The 11,249-nt window shown below is 66.7% G+C and carries 8 protein-coding genes; 7 read left to right on the forward strand and 1 reads right to left on the reverse strand.

The window, feature by feature from the left end; translation table 11 throughout:
• Positions 1-373: 373 nt before the first annotated feature.
• Complete coding sequence (locus AC1AYP_RS06280) at positions 374-1,447, forward strand: CPBP family glutamic-type intramembrane protease (RefSeq protein WP_476532363.1); 1,074 nt, start codon at positions 374-376, stop codon at positions 1,445-1,447.
• Between the two features lie 365 nt (positions 1,448-1,812).
• The gene (locus AC1AYP_RS06285) at positions 1,813-3,057 is read left to right on the forward strand and encodes a diguanylate cyclase (protein ID WP_476547184.1); all 1,245 of its coding nucleotides are present in this window, start codon (positions 1,813-1,815) and stop codon (positions 3,055-3,057) included.
• A gap of 209 nt (positions 3,058-3,266) precedes the next feature.
• Here the strand turns inward: AC1AYP_RS06285 and AC1AYP_RS06290 are convergent, their stop codons facing one another.
• Positions 3,267-4,634 carry an NAD(P)/FAD-dependent oxidoreductase gene (locus AC1AYP_RS06290; RefSeq protein WP_476547186.1) on the reverse strand — a complete coding sequence of 456 codons (1,368 nt, stop codon included), beginning with the start codon at positions 4,632-4,634 and terminating at the stop codon, positions 3,267-3,269.
• A gap of 309 nt (positions 4,635-4,943) precedes the next feature.
• On the opposite strand from AC1AYP_RS06290, the gene murA reads away from it, so the two are divergent.
• The 5 genes from murA to AC1AYP_RS06315 all read left to right on the forward strand — a co-directional run bounded on the left by murA (position 4,944) and on the right by AC1AYP_RS06315 (position 11,249).
• On the forward strand, positions 4,944-6,269 hold the full coding sequence (murA, locus tag AC1AYP_RS06295; RefSeq protein WP_476502926.1) for a UDP-N-acetylglucosamine 1-carboxyvinyltransferase: 1,326 nt from the start codon (positions 4,944-4,946) through the stop codon (positions 6,267-6,269).
• A gap of 282 nt (positions 6,270-6,551) precedes the next feature.
• The gene (locus AC1AYP_RS06300) at positions 6,552-7,448 is read left to right on the forward strand and encodes a lysophospholipid acyltransferase family protein (RefSeq protein ID WP_476545139.1); all 897 of its coding nucleotides are present in this window, start codon (positions 6,552-6,554) and stop codon (positions 7,446-7,448) included.
• A gap of 65 nt (positions 7,449-7,513) precedes the next feature.
• Positions 7,514-8,509 carry an NAD(P)H-dependent glycerol-3-phosphate dehydrogenase gene (locus AC1AYP_RS06305; protein WP_476545138.1) on the forward strand — a complete coding sequence of 332 codons (996 nt, stop codon included), beginning with the start codon at positions 7,514-7,516 and terminating at the stop codon, positions 8,507-8,509.
• A gap of 109 nt (positions 8,510-8,618) precedes the next feature.
• Positions 8,619-9,740: a D-alanine--D-alanine ligase family protein gene (locus tag AC1AYP_RS06310; RefSeq protein WP_476502923.1), complete on the forward strand. Its 1,122-nt coding sequence runs from the start codon at positions 8,619-8,621 to the stop codon at positions 9,738-9,740.
• Positions 9,741-10,082: 342 nt separating this feature from the next.
• Positions 10,083-11,249, forward strand: a complete 1,167-nt coding sequence (locus AC1AYP_RS06315; protein ID WP_476502922.1) for an ABC transporter substrate-binding protein — start codon at positions 10,083-10,085, stop codon at positions 11,247-11,249.

The raw sequence follows: 11,249 nt of genomic DNA on the forward strand, positions 1-11,249 counted from the left end.
GGCTTCGGCCTACCCGCAGCCGCCGGTGTGGCAGCCGGCCCAGTCTCAGGCACAGCCCATGCCACAGTACGCGCAGTATCCGCAATACGCCACTCCGACTCCCCAGCCTGCGGCGGTTTCACAGCCCGTGGCTGCTCCTCAGGCCGCGTCGGCCCCGCAGACTGTTCCGTATGCTCAGCCAGCCCAGTCCGTGCCATATTCCCAGCAGGCGGCGCCTGTCGCCCAATATCCATCGCAGGCCGCCCAATACCAATATGCACCGCGCCACGATCACTACGCGTCGCAGTCTGCACAGTACCCGCCGCAATCGGCTCCGTACCCGCCTCAACCTCAACCCCAGTCCTACCCGCAACCCCAGTTCCAACCCCAGCCGATGTGGCCCACCTACTACGCGCAACCGGTGCCGATGGCCGTGCCGACGTTCGCGGCCATCGACCCGCGCGCATGGTGGCGCACCTGGCGACGCAAGGTCGTCAACCGCGCGATGGGTCTGACCTTGGCCTATCAGGGCGTGATGACGGGCGTGAGCATCGTCGCCGGCATCGTCTTCGGCGCTATCTTCGCCGCGACGAACCGAAGCGGGAGCTCGTCGGCCTACGACAGCGCGCTCAACCGCTGGACCGGCGTCCTGAGCCTCATCGCCGTGTTCGCCGCGGTCGGATTCCTGATGTTCATGCGCCGCCGCGACATCTTCACCCGCGAATTCTGGCTCGGCGGCCCGCATCGCGAGACCTACGGCGAGACGAACCAGCTCGGCACGGTCAGCCAGTACGGCGGCCGCCGCATGACCCCGCTCGCCTGCCTCGCGATCATCGTGGTCGCATTGGGCGTGCAGGGCGTGATCGTCCTCATCCAACTCGCGTTCTCGATGTTCGGCACCGATCTGGCGTCGCCCACGTCGGACAGTATCAACGAATCGGCCGTCACCGTGAGCATGTGGCTGTACATCGGCCTGGTCGGCCCGATCTGCGAGGAGATGATGTTCCGCGGCGTGCTGATGAAGGAGCTGAAGCCGCTCGGCCGGAACTTCGCGATCCTCACGTCGGCGCTCGCGTTCGGCCTGTTCCATGACGACGTGGTGCAGGGCTTCTTCGCGTTCCTGTTCGGTCTGGTGCTCGGCTATGTCGCGATGGAGTATTCGCTGGTCTGGGCGATCGCGTTGCACATCTTCAACAACGCGATCCTGTCCGGCGTGATCGACGGTCTCGCCAGCCATTTCCTCGGCGACATGGGGTATGGGATCTTCTCGCTCGCGTTGTCGTTGGGCGGCGTGATCGGCGCGATCATCGTGTTCGCGTTGTACGGTCGGCGGCTCGGCTGGTTCGTGCGCGCCAATCGCAGCGGCCAGGACACGTATGCCGGGTGGACGTCGTGGGCGTTCATCGTGTTCGTGTCGCTGAACGCGCTGTTCGCCATCGTCTCGTTCGTCTCGGCGATGGTCGGTTGAGCGGAACGGCGCCGCGCCGGCGCGCGGCTTACGTTCCGCCCCGTCGCGTGCGGTCCGTTCCGTGGGTGGTCCGGTTCGCTCCGTGATTCGCGTCGGTTTTCCGTGGAGAACCGTGGAACGATCCGTGACGATCGTGGCGTGATCCGTGATAAGCGGGGATCGATCCGTGACCGATGGGGATTGCACGACGAGCGACGCGCCCTTGAAGGCGCGTCGTTTGTGTATGACGATGCTTATGCTGGATAACGGACAGATAGGCGAGCACATCCGCCGGTTTTCGGCGATTTCCGCTCAACGTCGCGCATATGCGCACATCGTCATCTGCGCACAGCATCCGCACATAGTCGAGGAGAATCGAGAACACCATGAGCCAGGGCCTCCAGCAGTCCGAACCGTTCTACGACGTGAACCGCACCTATGAGGACAACTACGAACAGGGCCCGTTCGGCGCGTTCGCCGAGGCGCTGAAGCGTGATACCGAGGCCGGCGAGACCCCCTCAGACCGCTCCGCGGCCAGCTCCCCCTTGGAGGGGGAGCAAGTCAATGGTGTCTGCGCCCCCACGCATGTGGGGGAGCTGTCGGCGAAGCCGACTGAGGGGGAGACGGCCGTCACTGAGGCCGGCTCCGCCCCTGCCGACTCGTTCCTTGGGGTGCCGGTGAACCTCGCGTTCGGCATCCCCGCCGGCCCGCTGCTCAACAGCCGCTTCACGACGGCCGCGTTCCGCATGGGCTTCGACCTGGCCACCTACAAGACCGTGCGTTCGCGCGCGTGGGGCTGCAACCCGTTCCCGAACGTGCTCGCCGTGCACCCGAAGTCGGCGGACGGCAGCCTCACCCCCGGCAGCCCGGAACTCGACGAGGGCGTGCTCGCCGACACGAACTATGAGCGCCCGATCTCCATCTCCAACAGCTTCGGCGTGCCCTCGCAGGACCCGGACCTGTGGCAGCCGGACATGTTCCGCGCGATCGCGGCGGCCGGCCCCGGCCAGCTGCTCGTCCCCGGATTCCAGGGCTCCCGCGTGGAGGGCATGACCGAGGAGGAGTACATCGCCGACCATGCGACCACCGCCCGCCTCGTCAAGGAGACCGGCGCGAAGGTCATGGTGATGAACACGAGCTGCCCGAACGAGGACCACAACGTGCTCCTGTGCCATAATCCGCTGCTCGTCGGCCGCATCGCCGAGGCGGTGAAGAACGAGATCGGCGACACGCCGCTCATGGTGAAGCTCGCCTACATCCCCGACGACGCGGCGCTCGAGCTCATGGTGCGATCGACCGTGGGCCGCGGCACCGTGCAGGGATTCAGCACGATCAACACAATCTCCGCGCGTCTCGTCGACGCGGAGGGGCGTCAGGCCCTGCCGGGCAAGGGCCGCGACCGTTCCGGCGTGTGCGGCCACGCGATCCGCGGCGCGGGCCTCGACATGGTCTCGCGCCTCGCCGCGATCCGTGAGAAGAGCGGTCTTGATTTCGCGATCAACGGCGTCGGCGGCGTCGTGACGTCGGATGATTTCGCCGCGTACAAGCGCGCCGGCGCGGACAGCGTGATGTCCGCCACCGGCGCGATGTGGGACGCCGATCTCGCCCACAAGATCAAGGCGAGTCTGTAGGTCGGCTTGAGAGGATCGGCCCCCTCTGACGAGGGGGCTCCCGGCGGAGCCGGGTGGGGGAGAGATACCGCAAAACGCGACGTTCCGGCTATCTCTCCCTCCGACCGCCTTCGGTGGCCACCTCCCTCGTCAGAGGGAGGCAATGGGGAGTCCGTCAGGCTTCGGTGACGCGGCCTCCTTCGTCGGAGGGAGACGATGGGTTGCGTCCGTCAGGCTTCGGCGGCGGCCTTCATGGCGACGGCGCCGACGTAGTAGACGGGCTTGTCGAAGTTCGGCTGGAACAGGAAGTCCACGTTCGCGAGCTGGTCGATGGTGAACTTCGCCTGGATCGCCATCGAGATCACGTTCGCGGCACCGGAGATGTCCGCCTTCGAGCAGAACTGGCCGCCCTTGACCTCGCGCGTCTCCGGATCCCACGTGAGGATCGACGTGACGGGCGTGGTGGTGAGCATGAAGTCGGGGCGGTAGTCCTCGGTCAGTTCGGTTTCGCGCACGGTGAGCCCGCGGCGTTCCGCGCCGGCTGCGGTCAGGCCGGACGCGGCGAGCGACAGGTCGTACAGCTGCACGGCGCTCGTCGCCTGCGTGCCGAGGTACTTGACGGTCGGCTCCGCGATGTTGCGGCCGACGAGCAGGCCCTGGCGCACCGCGTTCGTGGCGAGCGGGATGTAGTCGTGCTTGCCGGTCGGGTTATAGAAGACGGTCGCCGAGTCGCCGCACGCGTACACGTCGGGCACGGAGGCGCGCATGTAGTCGTCGACGATGATCGCGCCGTTCGGCAGCATGTCGACCTGTCCCTTGAGGAGATCCGTGTTCGGCAGGAAGCCGACCGCGAGGATCGCCATCTCGGCCGTGTACTCGCCCTTCTCGGTGACGACGGTGACGGTGTCGTCGTCGTTGTCGCGGAAGGCGGTCACCTTCTGGCCGAGCGCGAGCGTGACGCCGTGCTCCTCGAACGCGGCGGCCACCTGGTCGGTGATCTTCTTGTCGAAGTTGTTGGCGAGCGGGCGGTCGAGTCCGTCGACGAGCGTGGTCTTCACGCCGGTGAGCGAGAACTGCTCGGCGATCTCCGCGCCGATGTAGCCGGAGCCGATCACGACCGCCGACTTCGCCTCCTTCGCCTTCTCCTTGATGGCGATGGCGTGGTCCCAGTTCTTGCACAGCAGCACGTGCGGGCTGTCGATGCCGGGAATCGGCGGCACGACCGGGCGCGAGCCGGTGGTGACGACGAGCTTGTCGAAGTGGAGCGTCTGCTCCTCGCCGGCCGCGTCGCCCACGCCCACGCCGATCGCGTCGACCGGACGGTAGGTGAGCGTCTTGGCGGCGACGTCGATGGACGTCACGTCGGTGCGCATGTGCATGGTCGCGCCCGCCTCGGCCAGCGCCTCGGGCGACGAGTAGAACATCTTCTTCGGGTCGGACACGTGGTCGCCGACCCACAGCGCGATGCCGCACGAGAGGAACGACAGCGTGCCGTTGCGTTCGAACACGTGGACGGTCCAATCGGGGTGCTCGGCGAGGATCGACGTGGCGGCGAAGGTGCCGGCGTGCGTGCATCCGACGATGGCGACGGTGGTCATGGATTATGCTCCTTTGCGTAGTGGTGCGGGTGGTGCGTTCCGGCAGTCTTCGATCGCCTGCCATCCGTGAACGTTCACCTCTGTTGCCCACCATAGCAAAGCGACGACGGCGGATCCGTCGGGCGCGCGGCGATCGCCGACGATTGTGACGCGCGTCACATTCGGCGTGGCGGTCGCGGCGGCGTGCGGCCGGCGGCGCGGGGATTACGCCGCCAGCCGCATCGCCACGGGTTTCACGGTGTTCGCACATGCCTTATGGCACACTGTTTGATAGTGTTTCGCGGTCCTGTTGAATCGAAAGAGGTAATCGTGGGCGAAAACGAGAACGACGTGCTGCACGTCGAGGGCGGCAAGCCGCTGAACGGCACGATCAAGGTGCGTGGCGCGAAGAACTTCGTCAGCAAGGCGATGGTCGCCGCGCTACTCGCGCCGGGCAAGTCGGTGCTGAAGAACGTTCCGGAGATCCGCGACGTGCACGTCGTGTCTGATCTGCTGCGCCTGCACGGCGTGGACGTCGACGTGGACGGCGATCACGGCGTCGTCACGATCGACGCGACGCACGTCCAGCTCGCCGACGTGGCGGACGTGGACACGCTGTCCGGTTCGTCGCGCATCCCGATCCTGTTCTCCGGTCCACTGGTGCACCGTCTGGGCGAGGCGTTCATCCCCGCGCTGGGCGGCTGCAACATCGGCGGCCGTCCGATCGACTTCCACCTGGAGACCCTGCGCAAGCTGGGTGCGAACGTCGACAAGGAGCATAAGGACGGCATCCACATCACCGCGCCGAACGGACTGCACGGCGCGAAGATCCACCTGCCGTACCCGTCCGTGGGCGCGACCGAGCAGACGCTGCTCGCCGCCGTGCTCGCCGAGGGCAAGACCGAGCTGTCCGGCGCCGCGATCGAGCCGGAGATCATGGATCTGGTGGCCGTGCTGCAGAAGATGGGCGCGATCATCTCCGTGGACGTGGACCGCACGTTCCGCATCGAAGGCGTCAAGGAGCTCAAGGGCTACACGCACACCTCGCTCACCGACCGCATCGAGGCGGCGAGCTGGGCGTCGGCGGCGCTGGCCACCCGCGGCGACATCTTCGTCAAGGGCGCGACCCAGCCGGAGATGATGACGTTCCTCAACGTGTTCCGCAAGGTCGGCGGCGAGTTCGACGTGACCGACAAGGGCATCCGATTCTGGCATCCGGGCGGCGACCTCAAGCCGGTCGCGATCGAGACGGACGTGCACCCCGGCTTCATGACCGACTGGCAGCAGCCGCTGGTCGTGGCCCTGACGCAGGCGAACGGCCTGTCGATCGTGCACGAGACCGTGTACGAGAACCGTTTCGGCTTCACCAAGCCCCTGGTGCAGATGGGCGCGACGATTCAGCTGTACCGCGAGTGCCTCGGGTCCCTGCCGTGCCGCTTCCAGCAGCGCAACTACAAGCATTCCGCGGTGATCTTCGGACCGACCCCGCTGACCGGCCGCGACATCGACGTGCCGGATCTGCGCGGCGGCTTCAGCCACCTGATCGCGGCGCTCGCCGCGAAGGGCCCGTCCAACGTGCAGGGCATCAGCCTGATCGACCGCGGCTACGCCGACTTCCGCGGCAAGCTCCACCAGCTCGGCGCCGACATCGACTGACGGACAACGCATCCAGGCCCCCTCTGACGAGGGGGGGGCTGTCGAACGGAGTGAGACTGGGGGAGAGATAGCTGGAACGTAACGGTTCCCGGTATCTCTCCCCCAGTCCGCTTACGCGGACAGCCCCCTCGTCAGAGGGGGCCTGTACGTGGGGCTGCTCTGCGCCCCCTTCAGGGGGAGCTGGCCGGCCATGAGGCCGGACTGAGGGGGAGCCGTAGCCGGAGCATCCGCGCGGGTCGACGGAGACGGACCGCGGTAGGGGGCGAACGTACAATAAGGCGCATGGCATCCAAAGGAAAACCGTCGCCGCGCTCCGCGGTCAAGCCCCTCTCGGACGAGCGCGTCGCCGAACTCGCGAAGAAGCATCATCTCGTCGACCCGATGCGCGACCTGCCCACCGGCGCCGACCGCAGCGTCAACCAGCACGAGATCGACGCGCAGAACCCGAAAGGCACGAGGCGTCTGCTCAAAGGCGTCGACGTCGTCTTCAACGCGAGCTGCCGGACCTACGCGTGGGGACTCGACAACATCCCCGAAAGCGGCCCGTTCATCACTGCCGCATCGCACGTGACCATGTTCGACGTGTTCGTGCCGATGGCCAGCCTGTTCCACATGGGCCGCCGCCCGCGCTACATGGCCAAGGCCGAGATGGCGAAGTGGCCGATCATCGGCAAATGGTTCCAGATCGTCGGCATGCAGCCGGTGCAACGTCACTCCGGCAAGGCCAAGGAGATCGAGGAGACGTCCATCGACATCCTCATCTCCGGCCGCCCGCTCACCGTCTGGCCCGAAGGCACCGTCACCCGCGACCCGCAGAAATGGGTGATGAGCATCAAGGAGGGCGCCGCCTACATCGCGCTCGAAGCCTCCCGCCGACTCGGCAAGCAGGTGCCGCTGTTCTGCGCCGCCACCTGGGGTGCCGCCTCCATCAACCACTGGTGGCCGTGGCCGCGCAAGAACGTCGTCATGTGCTACGACCACCAGCTCGACTACTCGGACCTGCTCGAAGGTATGGAGGACTGGGGCGACGAGCCGCCGGCCGAAGCCGTCGAAGCGCTCAAATGGCGCATGTTCATCCGCCTCAACGAACTGCTCGAGGAGATCCGCGGCGAGAAGTTCCCGAAGGAAGGCTACTGGGACTACCGCACGATGAGCCGCACCCCGATCGCCTCGGCGTGAGCGGCGAGTAGCATGGCACGAAGGTCACGAAACAGTCACGAACCGAAAGTAAGGAATCACATAGCATGAAGATCACTGTTCTCGGCGCCGGCGCATGGGGCACCGCGTTCGGCCAGGTGCTGGCCGACGCGGGCAACGACGTGACGATGTGGGCGATGGAGCCCGAAATCGTCGAAGGCATCCGCGACAACCACCGCAATCACGTGAGGCTCCCGTTCATCGAGCATCTGCCGGACAACATGACCGCCACCGGCGACCGCGCCGAATCGGTCAGGAACGCCGAGATCGTCGTCGTCGCGATCGCCGCGCAGTTCGCGCGCGTCGCGCTCGCCGAATTCAAGGGTCTCATCCCCGACGACGCGATCGTCGTGAGCCTCATGAAGGGCATCGAACGCAACACGAACAAGCGCATGGACGAGGTCGTGCGCGAATCCCTCGACCTGCCGGCCGAGCGCTTCGCCGCCATCTCCGGCCCGAACCTGAGCAAGGAGATCGCGCTGCGCCAGCCCGCCGCGACCGTCGTCGGCTGCGAGGACCTCGACAACGCGACCAAGGTCGCCAAGGCGTGCACCACCGACTACTTCAAGGCGTTCGTCACCACCGACGTCATCGGACTGGAGATGTGCGGCTCGCTGAAGAACGTCGTCGCGCTCGCCGTCGGCATGGCGCGCGGCGCCGGCTACGGCGAAAACACGGCCGCGATGATCGAGACGCGCGGACTCGCCGAACTCACCGCGCTAGGCAAGGCCGCCGGCGCCGACCCGAAGACGTTCGCCGGACTCGCCGGCGTGGGCGACCTGATCGCCACGTGCGGCTCCCCGCTGAGCCGCAACTACACGTTCGGCGCGAACCTCGGCAAGGGCCTGAGCAAGGAGGAGGCGACGAAGGTGAGCAACGGCGTCGCCGAAGGCGTGCCCACCACCGACGCCGTCGTCGCGCTCGGCGACGAGCTCGGCGTGCCGACGCCGCTCGCCTACGCGATGAGCCGCGTGCTCGACGAGGGCATCTCCTGCGCCGAGATGCTGTCCCTGCTGTTCGGCCGCGAGATCACCGCGGAATAGTCGCGGAACCGCCGCGGTGGACGCGGAGCCGCCGCGGAGTAGGATACGGTACCCGGAACGATTCGGTAATTCGGCAAAGAACGATAAAGAAACGGACGAGAAAACGACTATGACCAAGAAGCGCATCGTGGTGTTGTACGGCGGCAGGGCCGACGAGCACTCGATCTCCTGCATTTCGACCGCCGGCGTGCTCAACGCGCTCGACACCGACCGCTTCGAGGCGGTGCCGGTCGGCATCACCAAGGACGGCAAGTGGATCGTCGACGGCGAGGACCCGCGCGGCTGGAACCTCGACGGCGGCGCGCTGCCGACCGTCGAACGCACCGCCGGCGCGCGCGACGTCGTGCTCGACGTGGCGCTCGGCCAGGACGGCTTCTTCGCGCGCAACGCGGACGGCACGCTCGAACCGTTCGGCCACGTCGACGCCGTGTTCCCCGTGCTGCACGGCCCGTACGGCGAGGACGGCACCGTGCAGGGTCTGCTCGAGATGATGGACGTGCCGTACGTCGGCTGCGGCGTGTTCGCGTCCGCCGCGTGCATGGACAAGCACTACACGAAGGTCGTGCTCAACGCGGCTGGCATCCCCACCGCGCCCGGCGTGATGGTCGACGCGCGTTCCGTCCGCCCCGAGGAGGCGCTTCAGCGCGTCGCCGAGGCGGGCCTCACGTACCCGCTGTTCGTCAAGCCGTCGCGCGCCGGCTCCAGCTTCGGCGTGACGAAGGTCGAGGAATCCGATTCGCCCGAGGCGCAGGCCTCCCAGCTCGGCGCGGCCATCGCCGAGGCCGGCAAGCATGATTGGAAGGTGCTCATCGAACAGGGCATCGACGGCCGCGAGATCGAGTGCGCGGTGCTCGCCGCCGCCCCCGGCGACGAGCCGGAGGCCAGCTGGCCGGGCGAAATCGTGCTCGACCATCAGGACGACGACCAGTTCTACGATTTCGACTCCAAGTACATGGACGCGTCCGCCAGCCATGTCGAGGTGCCCGCCGACCTGCCGGTCAGCGTGCTCGAGGACGTGCGCGACGTGGCCCGCCGCGCGTTCGTCGCGGTCGACGGCGCCGGCCTGAGCCGCGTGGACACGTTCGTCACGGCGGACGGCACCGTGATGGTCAACGAGATCAACACGATGCCCGGCTTCACGCCGATCTCCATGTACCCGAAGGCGTGGGACGCCACCGGCGTGAGCTACACCGCGCTCATCACCCGCCTGATCGACGGCGTGCTGCGCTAGGCGCCTGCGTGCCGGTGAGGGCCGGTGGGGGTGCCGGTCGATTGGTCGATTGGTTGATTGTGTCGGGGAGGGTTCCGTCGCTATGTCGGGACCCTCCCCGCGTGTTTCCGCCGTCCGAATGTCGATGCGGACAACGTAATCGTCGCAGTTCATCTACGGATTCCGAGTGTTCATCAATCCGTCGCGCAAGGTCGCGCGGCGTTCACCGGGGCGTCGGTGTCGGGACGGATAACGGACGTACCTTTCTCAATTGGATTACGGGCCGCGCGCCCACGGCGCGGATGAAGGCCCCCCGATTCCCTAGAGGCAACTCCCTAGAGGCAAGTTGAGTAAGGAACACCCATGAAGAACCTGCGTAAGATCGCGGCTGGCGCCATCGCCACCGTGCTCGCGTTCTCGATGGCCGCCTGCGGTTCGTCGAACGCCTCCTCCAGCAACGGCTCCGGCTCCACCGGCAAGTCCGTCACCGTCGACCAGAAGTCCGCCAAGGCCACCTCCCTCGCCGATTTCGGCACGATGGACGACCTCGTCAAGGCCGCCGAGAAGGAGGGCGCGCTGAACGTCATCGCCCTGCCGCACGACTGGTCCAACTACGGCGAGGTCATCTCCGCCTTCAAGAAGAAGTACCCGAAGATCAAGATCACCGAGCTCAACCCGAACGCCTCCTCCAAGGAGGAGCTCGACGCCGCCAAGACCAACAAGGGCACCGACGCCGCGCCGGACGTCTTCGACCTCGGCCAGCAGATCGCCGCCACCTCCACCGACTCCTTCGCCCCGTACAAGGTGCAGGCCTGGGACAAGATCCCCGACGAGGACAAGGACGCGAACGGCGCCTACTACGCCGACTACACCGGCATCATGTCCATCGGCTGGAACAAGGACAAGTACGGCGAGATCAAGTCCCTCAACGACCTGCTCGACCCGAAGTTCGCCGGCACCGTCGCCCTCAACGGCAAGCCCGCCGAGGCCGGCGCCGCCTTCAACGGCTACCTGATGGTCAACCAGCTGGCCGGCGGCGACATCAAGAACGTCCAGCCCGGCCTCGACTTCTTCAAGAAGCTCAAGGACGCCGGCAACCTCACCACCGTCGACGTGACCAACGGCACCATCGACTCCGGCCAGACCGGCGTCGTCATGGACTGGACCTACAACCAGGCCTCCTACAAGAAGGAGCTGAAGAGCAAGGGCGTCAACTGGGAGTACAAGACCTTCCCGAAGGCGCAGGTCGTCAGCTACTACAACCAGGCCATCAACAAGGACGCGCCGCACCCGGCCGCCGCCCGCCTGTGGGAGGAGTACCTGTACACCGCCGAAGCCCAGAACCTGTGGTTCAAGGGCGGCGCCAACCCGGTGCTGCTCGACTCGATGAAGCAGGACGGCACCGTCGACCAGGCGACCCTCAAGGACGCCATCACCATCGAAGGCAAGCCGGTCAGCTACACCAACGACGACGCCACCCGCATCACCGAGTGGCTCCAGAACAACTGGGACAAGACGATCGGCAACTGA

The sequence above is a fragment of the Bifidobacterium sp. LH_424 genome, assembly GCF_056356895.1.

Excerpts from the sequence above, each read along its gene's own strand:
- AC1AYP_RS06280 (WP_476532363.1), top strand. The coding sequence starts at position 374 with ATGTGGCCCACCTACTACGCGCAACCGGTGCCGATGGCCGTGCCGACG.
- AC1AYP_RS06285 (WP_476547184.1), top strand. The coding sequence starts at position 1,813 with ATGAGCCAGGGCCTCCAGCAGTCCGAACCGTTCTACGACGTGAACCGC.
- AC1AYP_RS06290 (WP_476547186.1), bottom strand. The coding sequence starts at position 4,634 with ATGACCACCGTCGCCATCGTCGGATGCACGCACGCCGGCACCTTCGCC.
- AC1AYP_RS06300 (WP_476545139.1), top strand. The coding sequence starts at position 6,552 with ATGGCATCCAAAGGAAAACCGTCGCCGCGCTCCGCGGTCAAGCCCCTC.
- AC1AYP_RS06305 (WP_476545138.1), top strand. The coding sequence starts at position 7,514 with ATGAAGATCACTGTTCTCGGCGCCGGCGCATGGGGCACCGCGTTCGGC.
- AC1AYP_RS06310 (WP_476502923.1), top strand. The coding sequence starts at position 8,619 with ATGACCAAGAAGCGCATCGTGGTGTTGTACGGCGGCAGGGCCGACGAG.
- AC1AYP_RS06315 (WP_476502922.1), top strand. The coding sequence starts at position 10,083 with ATGAAGAACCTGCGTAAGATCGCGGCTGGCGCCATCGCCACCGTGCTC.